We start from the raw sequence: 17,041 nt of genomic DNA on the forward strand, positions 1-17,041 counted from the left end.
GTCTCCAAGCTGAACTTCTGATCCAAATCCGTTTCGCCAGGTTTAATTCCGGTCAGTTCTTCCACCGCATCGAGAACCTCTTGCGCACCCCGAATATGACAGGCGGTGCCCGTACAAATTTGAATTTCATGACGTCCTTTGGGAGTCAAACTGAAGGTTTTATAATAGGAAGCGATTCGCAGAACCCGACTAAAGGGTACCCCCAATGTTACACTGATCTTCGCTAATACTTCTCTGGGAAGCCAATGTTCCTCTTCCTGAATCTCCATCATGGCTCGAATCAGAGAACCGGCTTGGCCCTGATATTGATCTAAAATCTTATCAATTGCATCGTTATCCATAACTTCTTTGTCCTGACCTCCTTCCCCTAATCCACGGTCTGCTCTTTCACCTTAGGCCAGGGCAAAGCACTTCCGGCCTTCCTCATACCTAACTAATCCTTGCCTTGACGAACTATTCAGGTGTCTTGATACTTCAGATGGGGTCAGGTCTAAAACCTTAGCGATCTCTCCGGTTGTCTGGGGTCCTTCTCGCAAGAGGGAAATAATTTGGCTGATTGCCAATTTCTCTCCTACTGTTTCATCAAATAACCTGTTGAACTCTTCACTGATGAAAAATCTATGATACTCTTCATCCGATTTAAATCTTACTCTTAGTCGCTCCATTTCCACCAGCTTAATATAGGGGACTAGGTTTGTAACTGCTTCGAGTTTGGACTTTAAGGTTTTTTCGTCGATCCCTTCGCTTTTGCCAAGAGGTCCTAAATTCTCGATCTTCGTGCTAAATTCATTCATAATATTGGCGAATCGGATTCCTTCACCTGCAGATACCCATTCAAGCCTTAATCTTTCGGGGTTCACCCCTATGTGCTCCAATATCTTTTTACCATGCAACACCATTCTTATGGCATCGTAATTTCCTTCAGTATTGTAATGGCAGTCGTTAAGATGACAACCGCCGATAAACACCCCGTCTTGTCCATTTGAAAAAGCTCGAAGTATATGTTCCAGCTCAACTCTGCCGGAGCACATCACCCTTATAAGCCTTATATAAGTGGGGTATTGAAAACGAGATACTCCCGCAAGATCCGCCCCTCCGTAGGTGCACCAATTGCAAATCATGCCTAAGATCCTTGGTTTAAACGCAAGTTCTGCACTCATTCTATCTCACCTCTTTAGTTAGTAATTCAGGCTTTGTTCATCCAATCGTGAGACTCCCACTTCTACAAGTGGCATTGATACTTCGCACTCTGCTTCGGTGACAAAAGCCTTCAGTGGAGGGTTCCGCCGAGCCGCCCTTTCCTGACAGGAATACTTCGCGGCCAAGGAGGTAGGCCCCATCTTAGGAGCGGAAGTATTCGTCAGAGGATGTGCGCCTTCGGCGTAAATCTCTATGTTCAACTTTAGTTGAACGAGTTCACTAGCGGACTTTCAACAAGTCTGGGAATCGCCGCGTCAATCTGACTCATGAGCTCATCATTGGTATAGTGCTTCAGTGAAATAGCCCTTGTTGGACACTTTGCGTTACAGAGACCATCTCCCTTACAGAGAACAGGATTAACCACAGCCTTTCTGCCTTGGGGGGTATCATGAAACTCTATGGCACCATAGGTGCAGGCTGCAATACATGCTCCACACGAAATACAGTGACTCTCATTCACCTCGCAAACAGAGCCGGAGGCTACCACAGTATCATGGGAGAGAAGAGTCAAGACCCTGCCTGCAGCACCATAAGCCTGGCTGATGGTTTCCGATATATGCTTGGGATAGTGAGCTATCCCACACAGGTAAATGCCGTCTGTGCTAAAGTCAACCGGTCTTAGTTTGACGTGGGCTTCCTGGAAGAAGCCATCTAAACTCGTATTCACCTTGAATAACTTGGTTGCTTCCTGACTTCCCGCTGACGGAATAACGGCAGCAGCTAAAGCCAGGGCATCAGCATCCATTTCCAGTTTCTTCCCTAAAACGAGATCCGTCACCCTAACCCTTAAGACACTCCGGCCATCCTCATTGACTGTTGCTTCCACCTGAGGTTTATCCTGCGGCTCATAGCGGATGAACCTTACATCCTTACTGGCCGCTTCCCGGTAATAATCCTCTTTGAAGCCATACGTTCTGATATCCCTGAACAGAATGTAGATATCCATCTGGGGGTTTAGCTCTTTTAGTTTCAGGGCGTTTTTGATAGACTCGCTGCAACATATCCTACTACAGTAGTTTCGGTCTTCATTTCTGCAGCCTACACATTGAATCATCACCAAACTCTGGGAGTTCAGCAGCCTTTCATCCCCTTGGGCGATTTTACCCTCCAACTCCAGGTGGGTCATTACTCTTTCATCTTCACCATAAAGGTATTCAGCGGGTTGGTATATTTCAGCACCTGTAGCGAGAATGGTTGCTCCATGGCTTATCTCGGCGAGCCTTCCTTTCGATTTCACCTTTGTTACGAAGTTCCCCACAAAACCGCCCGTCTCTGCGATGGCAGCCTCGGTATAGACATGGATTAAGGGGTGCTGGTAAACCTTACGGATGACATCACTCAAATACTGTTGAACATTCAGCCCTTCCAAAGTGTAATGGATTCTGCGTGCCATTCCACCTAAATCTGTATCCTTTTCCACCAAGTAAACCTCATGGCCCTGGTTGGCCACACTCAGAGCACTGGTCAGTCCTGCTAAGCCGCCGCCGAGCACTAAGACAGCCTTGTTGACGGGCAGATCAAATTCCTGCAAGGGCTCCAAACGACAAGCTCGGGCTACCGACATCCTGACAATATCTTGTGCCTTCTGAGTGGCCTTCTCCTTTTCTTTCGAGTGGACCCAGGAGCAATGTTCCCTAATATTAGCCATGTCGTAATAATACTGATTAATTCCCGCTTCCCGAAGAGTGTCCCGAAAGAGCGGCTCATGTGTCCTGGGGGTACAGGCGGCAACAACTACACGATTGAGCCCTTTTTCCCGAATCGATTTTGACAGTTTTGCCGCAGCCTCAGTTGAACATATAAAGAGGCTGTCTTCAGCGTGGACAACATTCGGTAACGTCAGCGCATATTCAACGGTGGAAGGAACATCGACGATTCTTCCGATATTCGCTCCACAATGACAAACGTAGACACCCACTCTAGGCTCCTCTTTTGAAGTATCTCTTTCCGGCGGATAGACCCTGGCTTTGGCTAGACCCCCTCGCCGATAGTCAAGGAGTTCACCACATTGGGAACCAGCCCCACTGGCAGTCACTACCGACTCGGGGATATCTACGGGACCTTGGAAGGCTCCACTTATAAAAATTCCCGGGCGAGAGGTCTCCATAGGATTAACAGGATTGGTTTTACAGAATCCGTGAGAATTGAGCTCGATGCCGAACTTATTTGCCAAGCCCATCACATCAGCCGGAGGATTCAATCCCACGGATAATACCACCATATCGAATTCTTCCTCTTTGACTCCCTCCTCAAGAGTAGAATACCTAATCGTAACATTCTTGCTTTCCGGAATCTCTTTTCCTATGGATACGTAGCTTCTGACAAATCGAATCCCGGGAAGTTTCTCTGTTCTTTGGTAGAATCGTTCAAAATCCTTGCCATAGGAACGTATATCGTTATGGAATATGGTACACTCGGCCTCATCGTCATGGTCCTTTGTCAAAATCACCTGTTTCTGCGTATACGTGCAACATACGCCTGAACAATAGCTGTTACCGCCCGGGATGACCGTTCTGGAACCAACGCAGTGAATCCAAGCAATTTTATGGGGATGCTTCTTGTCGGAAGCGCGCAGGATCTCCCCTTCGTATGGCCCAGTGGCACATAACAGCCGTTCATAATCAAGACTAGTTACCACATTCTCAAACTTTCCATAGCCATAGTCATTCTTGAGCTTAGGATCAAAGGGCTCAAAGCCCGGAGACAGAACGATCGCCCCTACTTTTACTTCGACCTTCTCCGCCGTTTGATTAAAATCTATGGCGTGAGACTTACAGACTGATTGGCAAATTGTACATTTCTTTTCTTTAAGGAAAAGGCAACTTTCATCGATATAAGACACAAGGGGAGTTGCTTGAGCGAAATATATATGGATAGCTTTGTTCTTTGAAATCTCTTGATTAAATCGATCAGGGGACTTGACAGGGCAGTATTCTACACAAATAGTACAACCCGTGCATTTACTCTCTATAACATATCTGGGCTTCTTAATCAGGGTTACCTTGAAATCTCCCGCTTCCCCCTCTACACTGTCAACTTCAGTATAGGTCATGATCTCTATATTGGGATGCCTGTTACACTCAGAAAACTTAGGAGATTCAATGCACATGGAGCAGTCATTCGTGGGAAAGGTCTTGTCAAGCTGGGACATCTTTCCACCAATGGTCGGTGATTTCTCAACTAGGTAGACCTTAAAACCTGCCGTGGCAAGATCAAGAGCAGCTTGAATACCGCTGATCCCTCCACCGACCACCATTACATCTCCAAAATTACTGCCTGCTAGATTTTTAACAAGCTGTCCTTTAGATCCTTCCAGTTCTTCTTCCACATTCTCTCACCTCATCCGTTTTCAGTAATTGGGACATTCCGCCAACTCTAAAGCCTTGCTCCAAAAAAAGGTGCGTCCTCTTCCTTGCCCCTGTCCGTGTTCGGCCGGATAAGCTAGCCAAGCTTAATTTGATAAGCAGCTAAGTCGCTCAGGGTGGGAATACACCACCAGGCGGCTTCCACGCGCATGCCCAACCAGAGCAATACCTAGATCGCTGGCCAGCAAAATGGCGCTCTTTGTCGGCGCGTGTCGCGAAACAACAATTGGGGCCTGCATCTTTGCCGCCTTGAGCAGCATTTCCGAAGAAATGCGACCAGTGCTCAGCATTAACCGATCTCTGGGTGATATGCCCCTCAACAGACATTCGCCCTGAATCTTGTTCAAGGTGTTATGCCGTCCGATATCCTCAGCCACTACCAGCAAGTTCTTGGTATCAGACAGAGCTGAGGTGTGCACGCCGCCACTAAGCGGATACAGCTCCATCTGCTCTTCCAGCTGCTTCATCAGTGACAGCACCTCCATTGGTGTGGCTATAAGATCCGAATCAACCTTCTGCCCCTGAGTTTTGAAAACTGAACTGCCGCTGCATCCAAGTTTCCGCAACGTTGGCAATTCATAATCGGGGTTACTAAGCCACACATCGGCCAGCGATTCCTCAAGACTCACCCGCATACTCGCCACATCGCCGAGGCCTGAGATAATTCCCTCTGCGTAAAGGTATCCGATGACGAGATAATTCAGCTTGACTGCAGTGCACAGGATAGTGACCAAGGCCTTCTCATTTACATAGATTGTCAGCTCCATCTCTCTAGGCACGTAAACTTTGGTCCTGACCCATCCCTCGTCCGAAAAGCGATCACATACTATGTCCGCTGCCACACCTTGGATGTCTAATATGCCAATCTCTTCTTGCATGTTTCGCTCCTTCGTCTCCTCTTGGGGGCATTCCTACGCAGGAAGTGTGTCCCCCTTCCTTTATAGTACTTCTTGGAGAATCTCCGTGATGTCCTTTACCTGTATAACGTCATCATAATTCAGGACTAACCTGCAATCCTCGAAATTGGTGATGCAATAGGGACAGGAAGTAACCAGCACCTCAGCCCCAACTCCAACAGCCTGATCTAATCTAAGGTTGGCGAATCTGTCAGACTTTTGAGTTTCCATCCAAATCCGGCCCCCTCCCATACCGCAGCACATACTATCTTCCCGAGACTCATCCATTTCCTCCAATACCAAACCAGGTATCTTCTTTAACACTTCTCGCGGTTCATCATATATCCCATTATGTCGGCCCAGGTAACATGGGTCATGATATGTCACTTTTTTCTCATACTCCTTGTTAATCTGAAGCAGGCCCTCATTAATAAGCTCGAATAAATATTGGGAGATATGAACAATCTCAAAGTTCACATTGAACTCTGGATACTCATTCTTGAAGGTGTGGTAGCAATGAGGGGATGAAACAAGGATTTTCTTCACCCCATTATCGATCCAAGTTTTGATGTTTTCTCGCGCTAAGCGTTTGAACGCTTCCTCATTGCCCGTCTTACGAATGCTTTCTCCACAGCAATTCTCCTGGGTACCCAGTATTCCAAAATCTACCCCCGCCTTATTGAGGATATTCACTGTGGCTCGAGCTACCTTCTTTAATCTGGAGTCATAGCTGAGGTAGCAGCCGGGGAAATATAAGATTTCCATCCCTTCAGTGAATGGTTTGACTGAAAGACCCTCTGCCCAGTCTGCCCTCTTGGCTCGCGCTTCACCGAAGGGGTTTCCTTCTGAAAAAAGCCCTGCGCTGGCAGCACGGACAGGCTTGACAGCCTCAGGAAAAACGCCATATCCTGTGGCGAACCTGCGCAGAGCTATCATGTCGACTATCTGCATTACGTCCCTGGGACATCTCTGCTGACACTTTCCGCAGGTTGTACAACGCCAGATCTCTTCATTTTCTATCTCAGTCAAACCGAAGGTTGCCTCTCGGATCAGCTTGCGCATACTGAAGGTTCTAACCCTGTTCCAGGGACAAACAGTATCGCATTTTCCGCATTGATAGCAGTATTTGACGGCATCTGCACCGCTCTCTTTAATTTCATCGATTGCCTCTTTGAAAGGAGCTACTGTCTCCACTATTTCTAATCCCCTCCTTTCTCCTTAATGTTTTAACTCTTCTGGGACATTCGAGCGATGGTATCCACCAGCTTTTCTAAGCCATGTTTGTCCACTAATAATTGCAATCCAAGCTCCATCTCGCCCAGCTTCACTTCTTCTTCGACTTCCTCTTCCCTTTCTTCGAGAGTCAGAACCTTATTTAAGCACCATTCAACACAGAGCGGCTGTTCTTCACCTTCACACATATCGCATCTTAACGGGAGGCCGGAATCGGGCTCTATGAATCTGCCTCTGGCTGAGCAGGAAGCCTTGCAGAAGGAGCACTCATCGTATTCCTTTCCGTCAATCACATACTTTTCCCTGCCCATGCATTGGGCTGGCGTATTCTCACCCGCGAATACCGGAAGAAATATATTTTCCAGTCGGTGAGTAATCACATGAATACGAGCCCTTGCCGGATTATTGCTGCTGAATCTCGGTGTAGCGTGACCGGCGGAGCAAACTACCTCACAGGTCCGACATCCATTGCACAAATCGGCATTAATCTTGATCGTTCTGATTTTCTTCTTAATCTTGGCCATCTTTTATCATCCCTCTTTTCTCGAGACGTGATCATCGGGAATATAAAAGTCCGACTGACCGTCCTGCAGATAAATTGAGCTTTCTTCTCTCGAGACGTTATCATTGGGAACATAAATCAGATCCGGGTCGTCTTTTAATATCCCTCTCTTCTCAAGATCGTCTGCAACATAACCAAGATCTAGTTCCTCTAATCTTTTTCTTGTCGGAATCGCGTCCATATTCCATCCCTTGAAGTTATAATAATAGGATAAGAGTTCGTATTCATACTCTGGAAATCTATGCTTCCAATGGTCTTTCGGCGGCACCTCATCTTTTCTTCTCAGGCCTCTCCGATTTTGTAGTGCACGGTGTAAATTCCGGCTCCGATTGACTGCTTTCCTCAGTCCGTCTTCATCTAGATTCAGCCCGGTGGCTGCATTAATAAATTTCGTGTAATTGTGGATATGATAGGCCGGCTTCAGACAAAACGATCCCATGCCGCAACAAATCCCAAGGGCGTCATCAATGTTGTGCAACATCTCCATCCAATCCACAAGTTCAGCGGATATTTCTTTCGTTGGATAAAATGGATTGGCGAATTCTCCCCGCGGTTCCCAGTCCAGGAACCATTTCTTAAACCGATCATCCGGAAGATGGGGCCAATCCTTTACAAACTCTTCTCTATCCGCCATTTCTCTAAAAGGCTCTTGGGGCCAGTTCCCTTCCATTTGGGTAATGCTTACCTTCTCGTTGGTAGCATACATAAGGTAATAAAGGGGATCCATCATTCCCAGTTTGACGCACATCTGCTCATGTTTCTTAATATTATTATGATCATACTTCCCTTCTGGCAAGCCAAGCCTTCGGCACGCCCCATAACAGCCGTCAGCCAGTAGATCTCCGACTCTTCCTTCCCGTCGGGCCATTTTGTCAAGCAACCAGAAAAATGTCCCCGCTATATCGGTTGGGCATCCTTCCCAATCCTCATCGGTAAAAATGCCGTCTTTACGAAGCTCTACACCCATGGCCAAAACTTGTGGGGTTGAAAATGAATCAAATCCATACTGAAAAGCAGGCTCAAGGATTTCCCAATTAAAACCCTGTTCGTCTATTTCTGCTGCAAACATATAGGAAAGTTTCGAGAAGCATTTCGCCATGTATCTTGGCGTATCCTCGTGGGTAATTAAGGCTCCGCATTGCTGGGGACAGTTAAAGCAACTTATGAATCGCCTTAACGCTTTTGTTTGAACCTCCGTCCATTGCTTTTCAATTTCGTCGTTCCAAAAGGTTTTTCTCCGTCTGCGCGAATTTCCCCAAGCGAAACCTTGAGTATGCCATTTCTCATCAACAATTTTCATAGCCTGTGGCGACCCAACCCCGGTATGGATCGTCATGATATTTTTGTTCGGAAGAGGATTATGATTGCGGTGATCTATCCAATCCGCCAATATCTTCAACTGCTTCATGAATTCAGGCCCATTGGCAAGGTAAATATCCTTTGTTCCACGAACGGCAATCGCCTTAACGTTTTTGTCCCCCATAACGGCACCGGCGCCGCCCCGGCTGGCACTCGACTTGGATTGCTCAATGGAAGCCCCGAAACAACGATTTTCGCCAGCCAAGCCGATAGCGGACACCTGGGCATCCGGCTCATTCAACTCTTCTCTTATAAGGTCTTGAACTTCAAGGGCGCCTTTCCCCTTCAAATGAGCAGCATCACGTAACTCTACTTTGTCATTGTTTATATAGATATACACCAGCTTTGGGGACTTGTTGCGCATGATCACTTTGTCATAACCGGCATACTTCAATTCCGACGCCCAAAATCCCCCTGCCATTGGATAACACAGTAACCCCGTCTGAGGAGAAATAGTGGAAACCAGCATACGATTCGCACTGAAAGTAGGTGTACCGCATAAAAGGCCTGCGCTGAAGATCAGTAGATTTTCAGGATCAAATGCTTGAGTCTCAGGAGGAACCCTATCGTAATGGATCTTGACGTCCGTACCCAGGCCCCCCAGATGAAGCTCCATTAATTTCGGGTCAGTTTCTACTTTCTCAATGTTTCCTGTGGCTAGATCAATTTCTAAGTTATATCCTGCCTCTGCGTATCTCATGTTCCAACCCCTTTGGTAAATTTTTTCTATACAATAAAACAACTGATATCCTAGAAATTTGTACGCATCCTCCTTTTTGTTTTAATTTGATTTAGTTTAATTTAAGTAGTTTGAGTTTGTTTTAGTTTTGTTTGGTTATATACTAGCAAGTGCTATGCCATTCAATTAACTTTCACATCATTTGACTGTCGATCAGTTGAAACTAACTGTCTAATTGTCGAAAACAAATAGCCAACGGTTTTAGATCAATTAATTTGTTTGAAAATTTAAATAATTTAAATAATAATACCACTGCAAAATTGCAGTGGTATTTGTCGTTATCTACAAAAAGACTCCTTAATCAGAGCTTGTGCCAAGTCATAACTGCATCTAAATAATGCATATATGACTCAATTGTTCCTAAGCATTTACTCTTACTATCTGATAAAGTCAGTAAATGCTCTAATATCCCATATTCATCTATAGTCTTCACCTCTTTCTCCAAGCTTTTGGCCTGAGTGGTTAATTGGAGGATTTTGATGCTTTTCAATTTCAGCCTGCTGCCATTCAATCTGGTCATGCTCTCCACATAATGCTCGGCGATAAATTCATCCCGCTCCTCTTCCGTGATCCCAAGAAGGATGAGCAGCTGGGTGTAAGTCAAATTCGTCGGCGCTGACGAATTTGGCTGGCCGTCACTGTCGGGGGAGGCAAGCTCTTGCCCCATTCCCCGTATTTATAAGCAGATCCTTGACTTCCTTCTGTTACTTTATTACAGAATATGGGGCCGAGCTTATGAGTGTGACTGTACCCACCGGACAAGCAGGCTTATAAAATAAACGGAAGGCCATGATCACGAAAGAGGTTAAATAAAATAACGCCCCCAGTCAAGGGCGTTATTTTGGTGTTAGTTCAGAATGCCAATGACTGACTTCCGTTCATCCCAGGACCTCGCTGTACACAGTGTCCGGTGAATTTAGCGATGCTTGATAGACAGCCGCTACAACTATGTTATTCTCTTGCAATAGAGCCTTTGCCACAAGATGATCCGCTACCCGAAGGGCAATGCCGCATCCGGCTTTGATGCCGGAGGGCAATGGCATCACCCCTACGGAATAGCCAGCCTGCAAGAGGGTTTTTTCGGCAAAAATAGCCCCATGAGTGTTAGCGAAAGTAAGAATATAAGACACAAAAAGCCTCCTAAATATTGATAAGTCGCTTCGCCCCAGCCATAGCTGTAACGATGCCGTACATGTTGGCGATCTCACCGACCCCTAGCTTCTCCGTAATTTCATAATAATTGGTGCAGGTGCCACAGGTCAAAATAACCGTTCCCGCTGCTTCCAGAGCACGCAGGTCTTCCAAGCAGTTAGACTCACTGCCGGTAAGGTATGACCCCGAATTGAAAAACAAAACATGCGTGGGCGGCGGCGTAAGCTCCTTTAGTGCAAAGATGAAACCTTTGATCAGTATTTGGCCCAGCTCCTGGCTGCCCTCGCCCATGGTATTCCTGCCGATGGCGACGACGAGCCCCGAATCCCCGTCTGTCGCGCAGCTTTCCACAGCGCAGCCTTCTCCTGCAACGATGGTAACTTCGATATTACCGTTTTCTCTCTGCTCATATTCGCTTTGATAACCCAGACCCGTTGCCATCTTTTGAAGATTTTGGCGGGCAATGTCGTTATCTACTAAAACAGTTACCACGCCGCCAGCTTCCCCCAAGCCCTCCAGCGCTTTTTTTGCTCGTATGACCGGTATAGGGCAGACCTGTCCAAGACAATCAATGTTATTCATGAATACTCCTCCTTATCGTACTAAAATCGGTGAATTTTGTGGCAGGAGCACTTCTCCTACGATTCTAGCCTGTGGTTCCACTTCCTGAATGGCACTTAACAGCTCTTGCGCACAGGATTTCGGGGCACTGAGAAACAGTCCTCCTGAGGTTTGCGGATCGAACATCAATTCCTGCAAGGCAAACGGTGTATCGCCAAGCTCCACAAAGCCCTGCATATGATTGCGGTTGCGCTGTGCAGCCGCAGTTATCAGATAATCCCCGGCATACGTATAAGCCTGGGGGATATACGGCAACTCCGAACTATATAATACTAACGATGTGGCTTCCCCTGCCATTTCCCTGGCATGGGCTAACAGTCCGAATCCAGTGATATCGGTGCAAGCACTGATCGGAAAACTGTGCATTTTCTCCGCCGCATATTTGTTGAGCCGCTGCATGGAGGAAATCGCTGCCTGAACTGCTTGTTCATCTGCCATTTCTCCACGCAGCGCAGCCATGACAATGCCAATGCCAAGCGGTTTTGTGAGGATCAGTTGATCCCCCGGAGCTGGTGTATTATTACGCCAGATTCGTTTCGGGTCGAGACGTCCGGTGACCGCCAGCCCATATTTCGGCTCTTTGTCATAGATAGAATGGCCGCCGCAAAGTACCGCTCCCGCCTCTTGGATCTTTTCCGCGCCGCCTAATAATATTTCACCCAAGGCGTCTAGTTCCATTCTCTCAGGATAACAAACGAGATTCAGGGCAAAAAGCGGTGTACCACCCATGGAATATACATCGCTCAAGGCATTAGCAGCTGCGATTCGACCAAACGAACGGGCATCATCCACCATCGGTGAAAAAAAATCCACCGTAGAAACAATGGCTGTGTCCTGATCAATTTGATAAACGGCGGCATCATCCGACGCATCAAAGCCAACCAATAGCTTAGGGTCACAAAAAGCAGGCATACCAGCTAACACCTTGGATAACTCGCCTGGGCCAATCTTGGCCCCGCAACCTCCCGACGTACAGTTTGACAATAAACTCATCATGAGAATCACTTCCTTAACACAGATATTTGCATTATACTATTATAAAATAACCACTGCGTACAGATTGGAGAAAAAATGATTTATCTGGACAACGCCGCTACGACCCTGATAAAACCTGATAGCGTCAAGAAAGCCGTTTTACGAGCCATGGATACGTTTGGCAACGCTTCACGCGGAGCGCATACACCAGCACTTGACGCCCTCCGTATGTTGATGGAAGCACGGATAGCCTTGGCTTCACTCTTTGGGCTTATCGACGATCCTATGCGTGTTGTATTCACTCCAAATGCCACTGTCGCCTTAAACATCGCCATTGCCGGAATCAAGGGACATATCGTCACAACCGCCGCAGAGCACAATTCGGTACTGCGACCCATATACAGGCAGGATAATTATACCATTATTCCTTGTGACATCTTAGGATGCATTTCGACAGAAGCAATTTCTTCTGCCATCCGGCCAGATACTGAGGCCGTGGTACTTACACATGCTTCCAATGTCACAGGCAACGTATTCGATATACAGTCTATTGGTGAATTATGTGCAGCACGTAACGTGCACTTCATTGTAGACGCCTCACAAAGCGCTGGACTTTTGCCTATCGATATGAAAAACATATCCGCGCTTTGCTTTACAGGTCATAAATCCCTCTTCGGGCCGCAAGGCACCGGCGGGCTCTGTTTAGGACCCAATTACATGCCCGAATCCCTGTATGTTGGAGGAAGCGGCCATCATTCCTTCGACTACAAACATCCTCGGGAATTGCCCGATGCTTTGGAAGCCGGTACGCAAAATGCACACGGGATCGCAGGACTATTGGCTGGCGTACAATATATACAATCCACAGGACTATCGACAATCCATAACCAGGCGGATACACTGGCGCGCCTGTTTGCACATTCCCTGGCAGATACTCCCGGCGTCACGCTCTATGGCGATTTGGCTGCGCCTCTCCGTACACCCATCGTCTCTCTCAATATCGAGGGGTATGATTCCGCTCAAGTCGCCGGTCTACTTTTTGAGAAGTACGGCATTGCCGTGCGCGCGGGGGCCCATTGTGCACCATTGATGCACGATGGGCTCAACCTATCCGGCTCCGTCCGGTTTTCTTTCTCCCATTTCAACACGCGAGAAGAGACGGAATTCGCTGTCGATGCCGTTCGTACTTTGGCTAGTCGATAACGGAATAAGTATTCGAATTCTCATGAGCAAACTTACCTATATTGATTTCGCGAACTAATTAGATAATATCCAGAAAATAATTAGTATCTTACCATTTTTTACATCTTGTTTCAATTAGTTTTGAGCACATCGGTAGAACATATCCATTCTCCCTTTCAAATTTTTCGGCAAGTACAAAACCAAGAAGTTTTCTAGTACAGTCAGGCATTTGTCCAGCGTTTGGCGCCATTAAATTTTTCTAATTTTTTTCCGAATAAATTCAATGGCCTTATCTAAGCGTTCTATACATTTCCTTTTCCCTAATAAAGCCATAACCTCAAACAGGCCAGGGCTGACGGTACGACCAGTTAAGGCCAATCTCGTAGGATGAATAATAATGCCGCCTTTAATCTTGAGTTCATCCATTAACTGGCGATAGACGCTTTCAACATTTTCCACGTCAAAATGATCTAGAGCCGTTAGACACTCTCTACCTTTAGAGAGCAAAGTACATACGCCTTCTTGATTTATAAAGTATTTCTCCATACCCTTTTCGTCATAGCTCATAATTTCTTGAAAAAAATAACGACTTGCTTCGGCCAGTTCTCTCAGGGTTCTTACTCTTTCTTTAACCACACTAATGACATCACATATGTACTTTCTCTTTTCTTCTACTTCTAAATGGCTGACCAAACCCGCCTGAATGAAAAATGGTATAGCTTGTAGTTCAATGAGGTCCCCCCTTCAAGACAAGACTGCATGATCTCTTTGCGCGGACACAATATACTATATAATTATAGAATTATATATTTTTATTATTATTTAATTATACATCTGCGCCACTCTATATTTCAAGGCACTTTATAATTAGACAGGACCGAAAATAATCTCATATCCTACAAAAAAAAGCCAGAACGCAAAAAAGCGATCTGGCAAGGTATATCATACTTTCACTCTATTCTAAACAACTACGGGTTGGATTTTATCTTTAAGCGCTTCATCATTAAGCAATTTATCTGCAACCCAGGCCGCAACTTCCCCTGTAATTTTTACACAGTGCGCTTTTCTTTCAGGAGAGTTAAAGACTAAATCTTTAGTAATCACTCTGCAACAAGTACTCTTATATAGCTTCTTAATATGGTCATGAAGTTCAGCCGCGACAGGAAACATTCTACTGTCCATTGCATTGCCTGGATCCCTGCCGTAAACCATCCCTAAGGCCATTACACCACCACTGATTGCGCCACAAACACACCCAGACCTACCGATTCCGACTGGAAAACCGGCGGCCAGGCGGACAATTGAACGATCAAAGGGCCAACTAAGAAATTCGTTAAGGGTATGAATCACGGCTTCGGAACAATAAAACTCACCTTTTTGGAAACACCCTCCCGCCTTGCTTCTTACATCAGATATAATTTTTTCTCTTTCCATTTTCAAGGATCCTCCTAAGTTTGTTTTTTATCTTACAGGAACACACTGAGAATTACACCTGCCATCTTAAGCAAGTGCTATTCTCAGTTGTTATGCTAATAATGCCGCACCTAAAGCCGCAGTTAATTCGGGTTCAGACGGAATCACAACGTTCCCCTTTAACTCCCGTTCAAGAAATTGGACTAAGAGACTGTAATATGCGCCGCCCCCAGTGAATATCAAACATTCAGGATGTCCGACAGACTCCACAAAATTGGCAAGACGCTTTGCGGTACTTTTGAAGAGGCCTGCAATCACTTCTGGTTTTGGAATGCCCTTAGCCAGCATAGTAATGACTTCAGATTCTGCGAAAACTGTACACATAGAATTGATGGGCATTGGCTTTGCCTCTGTAGCTAACTCCATCTCCATGGAGGTTAGATCTAATCCCTTGAGGATAACATCTAAAAAACGTCCTGTTCCGGCAGCGCACTTGTCATTCATGATAAACTGAACAACTTTTCCTTCCGCGCTTTTCTTAATCACTTTAGCGTCTTGTCCCCCTAAATCTAAAATGTAGGCATACTCCGGAAAATACGCATGACATCCCCTTGCTTGGCAGGTAATTTCCGTAATTACCCGCCCCTCCGGAAAATTTACCCGTCCGTACCCTGTGACCACAAGATTTTTAGGTTTTTCTCCATGTTCTTCGACATAGGACTTTAATAGAGTAATACCCGCTTGGACAGAATCGAACCGGGAAGGTATGACATGGCTGTATACTCGTTCTCCGTTTTCAAGTACCACTAACTTCGTATTAACCGAGCCAAGATCTAACCCAGCCTGTTTCATGCACGAATCATCTCGATTAAAGCCTCTATCCGGGTCAAGAGTTGCCCTTGGTCTTCTTCAGAAAAATCACTTTCCAGCCGCAGGAAGGGAATCTTTTTCTTTTCCATTTCCTTAGCAACAAAATAACTTTCCACGCCATAGGGCTGACAGAACTGGAGGTTAAAATCGATCACGGCGTCCGCTTTTAAGGTTTCAGCCATGAGATTTATATCTTCCATGCGTCCTTGATTCGGGGTAAAACAAGCACAATTCACTTTTAGTGGACGCTTAGCAATATTGGCAAACATATCCGTTAGGTTGTCCGCAGGCTCAGTGATATCCTTATAATAGCGTTCTCCTGTACAGGTTTCTTCACCGACCACCACAGCTCCGGCTTGTTCGATTAAGGCATGAAGTTTCCAAGCAGGAAGCGGTTGCGGAGTTCCAGTCACCAGAATCCTTGGCGCATCGGAGGGTGCAACTCCGACCCCTTCTTTGACCCGTTCATCGAGTTCGTCACAAAGAGCATTGACTTGTGCAGCAAAGCGAACTGGATCATCAAAGAAGGAGAGTTGATTGATTAAGAGGACATCTAAGCCGTGAATAGGCGCTGGGTTATGTTTTCTTAAGTTAGCTAACCTTTGAAGTGCATGGCGTTTATTGTTGATCTTCTGAATTCCTTGAGCCAGATTTTCAGAGGTTATGCTTACCTTGGTCTCGCGTTCAATGAAAGATGCAAAATCACGCACTTCTTCTTCCCATAGGCGGGCATCTTTGGAGTCTTTCTTTTGTGGGAGGTCCATTACATAGGTAGGAATGTGTTCATTAAGGATCTCCCAAGCCTTTTTCTTACCGTCACAGGTCGTCTCCCCGATGACCCAATCAGAAACTTGAAAGTACGGACAGATTCGATCTAATTTAAAGCCCATGGTTGACTTAATCAATGGACAGAGGTTGCGAGGCAAAACTTTTTCCCCTGAAGAAACAGTATACTGGGCCCCAGCACATAGTCCAATGCTGGCACTCCCCGTCGCAACAACAATTTCCTCCGGAACATAGACGCAAAAGGTTGAGAACACCTTAGCGCCAGCTTCTTTCATAGCATATAGTTCATGCACTCGAATCCCATGCACGTCTCCGACTATCATATCAAAATACCCCATCGCTTTAGGGCGATTGGGGCGATCCAGAAATAAGCTCGTAAAAATCGCTGGCACAGGGGCCAAAAAATCATCGTGTTTCTCTAAATCCATACCCAAGGCTGTCCATAATTCTCTATTATCCATTCTTTTATCCTCCCTATTCTTTTAAGTTGTCCCCATTCATGATCTGGTTCGAAGTTAAAGATTCAATGGTTCAATACACATCGAATTCTCCCCTCCATATATAACATTTTATTTATTCTATATTATCACTAAATCAATATGTGTTAAAGGTCTAAAATTAGATATTGTCTGCTGATCGACTAACTTCCTCATGGGCGGCAGAATCTTTTGCTTCCGCTGACTCAAGG

At 46.0% G+C, this 17,041-nt stretch carries 17 protein-coding genes; 1 reads left to right on the forward strand and 16 read right to left on the reverse strand.

Annotated features, from left to right (window positions below; translation table 11 throughout):
• The 12 genes from BUB11_RS22190 to selD all read right to left on the reverse strand — a co-directional run.
• Nucleotides 1–341 (reverse strand): complex I 24 kDa subunit family protein (locus BUB11_RS22190; RefSeq protein WP_073030238.1); only part of this gene is annotated, 341 nt, incomplete at its 3' end.
• A gap of 51 nt (nucleotides 342–392) precedes the next feature.
• Nucleotides 393–1,160: a hydrogenase iron-sulfur subunit gene (locus tag BUB11_RS22195; RefSeq protein WP_073032354.1), complete on the reverse strand. Its 768-nt coding sequence runs from the start codon at nucleotides 1,158–1,160 to the stop codon at nucleotides 393–395.
• Nucleotides 1,161–1,178: 18 nt separating this feature from the next.
• A complete protein-coding gene (locus tag BUB11_RS27230; protein ID WP_143187695.1) occupies nucleotides 1,179–1,400 on the reverse strand; it encodes a hypothetical protein in 222 nt (73 codons plus the stop codon).
• A gap of 2 nt (nucleotides 1,401–1,402) precedes the next feature.
• Nucleotides 1,403–4,528 carry an FAD-dependent oxidoreductase gene (locus BUB11_RS22200; protein ID WP_073032356.1) on the reverse strand — a complete coding sequence of 1,042 codons (3,126 nt, stop codon included), beginning with the start codon at nucleotides 4,526–4,528 and terminating at the stop codon, nucleotides 1,403–1,405.
• Between the two features lie 123 nt (nucleotides 4,529–4,651).
• The gene (gene fdhD / locus BUB11_RS22205; protein WP_073032358.1) at nucleotides 4,652–5,443 is read right to left on the reverse strand and encodes a formate dehydrogenase accessory sulfurtransferase FdhD; all 792 of its coding nucleotides are present in this window, start codon (nucleotides 5,441–5,443) and stop codon (nucleotides 4,652–4,654) included.
• 60 nt (nucleotides 5,444–5,503) lie between these two features.
• On the reverse strand, nucleotides 5,504–6,655 hold the full coding sequence (locus tag BUB11_RS22210; RefSeq protein ID WP_073032360.1) for a (Fe-S)-binding protein: 1,152 nt from the start codon (nucleotides 6,653–6,655) through the stop codon (nucleotides 5,504–5,506).
• Nucleotides 6,656–6,687: 32 nt separating this feature from the next.
• The gene (locus BUB11_RS22215) at nucleotides 6,688–7,218 is read right to left on the reverse strand and encodes a 4Fe-4S dicluster domain-containing protein (protein WP_073032361.1); all 531 of its coding nucleotides are present in this window, start codon (nucleotides 7,216–7,218) and stop codon (nucleotides 6,688–6,690) included.
• 6 nt (nucleotides 7,219–7,224) lie between these two features.
• A complete protein-coding gene (locus tag BUB11_RS22220) occupies nucleotides 7,225–9,315 on the reverse strand; it encodes an aldehyde ferredoxin oxidoreductase N-terminal domain-containing protein (protein WP_084110454.1) in 2,091 nt (696 codons plus the stop codon).
• A gap of 340 nt (nucleotides 9,316–9,655) precedes the next feature.
• The gene (locus tag BUB11_RS28980; protein WP_073032362.1) at nucleotides 9,656–10,021 is read right to left on the reverse strand and encodes a DUF3102 domain-containing protein; all 366 of its coding nucleotides are present in this window, start codon (nucleotides 10,019–10,021) and stop codon (nucleotides 9,656–9,658) included.
• A 211-nt stretch (nucleotides 10,022–10,232) separates the two neighbouring features.
• A complete protein-coding gene (locus BUB11_RS22230; RefSeq protein ID WP_073032363.1) occupies nucleotides 10,233–10,484 on the reverse strand; it encodes a putative Se/S carrier protein in 252 nt (83 codons plus the stop codon).
• A gap of 10 nt (nucleotides 10,485–10,494) precedes the next feature.
• Nucleotides 10,495–11,088: a sulfurtransferase-like selenium metabolism protein YedF gene (gene yedF / locus BUB11_RS22235; RefSeq protein ID WP_073032364.1), complete on the reverse strand. Its 594-nt coding sequence runs from the start codon at nucleotides 11,086–11,088 to the stop codon at nucleotides 10,495–10,497.
• Between the two features lie 12 nt (nucleotides 11,089–11,100).
• Nucleotides 11,101–12,123 carry a selenide, water dikinase SelD gene (gene selD / locus BUB11_RS22240; RefSeq protein ID WP_073032365.1) on the reverse strand — a complete coding sequence of 341 codons (1,023 nt, stop codon included), beginning with the start codon at nucleotides 12,121–12,123 and terminating at the stop codon, nucleotides 11,101–11,103.
• Between the two features lie 75 nt (nucleotides 12,124–12,198).
• Here selD and BUB11_RS22245 point away from each other — a divergent pair, with 75 nt between their 5' ends.
• The gene (locus BUB11_RS22245) at nucleotides 12,199–13,305 is read left to right on the forward strand and encodes an aminotransferase class V-fold PLP-dependent enzyme (protein WP_073032366.1); all 1,107 of its coding nucleotides are present in this window, start codon (nucleotides 12,199–12,201) and stop codon (nucleotides 13,303–13,305) included.
• Between the two features lie 228 nt (nucleotides 13,306–13,533).
• Here the strand turns inward: BUB11_RS22245 and BUB11_RS22250 are convergent, their stop codons facing one another.
• The 4 genes from BUB11_RS22250 to BUB11_RS22265 form a co-directional block, all read right to left on the reverse strand.
• Nucleotides 13,534–13,977: a hypothetical protein gene (locus BUB11_RS22250; protein WP_242947667.1), complete on the reverse strand. Its 444-nt coding sequence runs from the start codon at nucleotides 13,975–13,977 to the stop codon at nucleotides 13,534–13,536.
• Nucleotides 13,978–14,244: 267 nt separating this feature from the next.
• Nucleotides 14,245–14,718 carry a C-GCAxxG-C-C family protein gene (locus tag BUB11_RS22255; protein WP_073032367.1) on the reverse strand — a complete coding sequence of 158 codons (474 nt, stop codon included), beginning with the start codon at nucleotides 14,716–14,718 and terminating at the stop codon, nucleotides 14,245–14,247.
• 90 nt (nucleotides 14,719–14,808) lie between these two features.
• Nucleotides 14,809–15,549, reverse strand: a complete 741-nt coding sequence (locus BUB11_RS22260) for an acyl-CoA dehydratase activase (RefSeq protein ID WP_073032368.1) — start codon at nucleotides 15,547–15,549, stop codon at nucleotides 14,809–14,811.
• A complete protein-coding gene (locus BUB11_RS22265) occupies nucleotides 15,546–16,814 on the reverse strand; it encodes a double-cubane-cluster-containing anaerobic reductase (protein ID WP_073032369.1) in 1,269 nt (422 codons plus the stop codon). Before BUB11_RS22265 ends, BUB11_RS22260 begins: the two co-directional genes overlap by 4 nt.
• Nucleotides 16,815–17,041 lie beyond the last annotated feature (227 nt).

Source organism: Desulfosporosinus lacus DSM 15449 (assembly GCF_900129935.1).
In the GTDB taxonomy this organism is placed as follows: Bacteria; Bacillota; Desulfitobacteriia; order Desulfitobacteriales; family Desulfitobacteriaceae; genus Desulfosporosinus; species Desulfosporosinus lacus.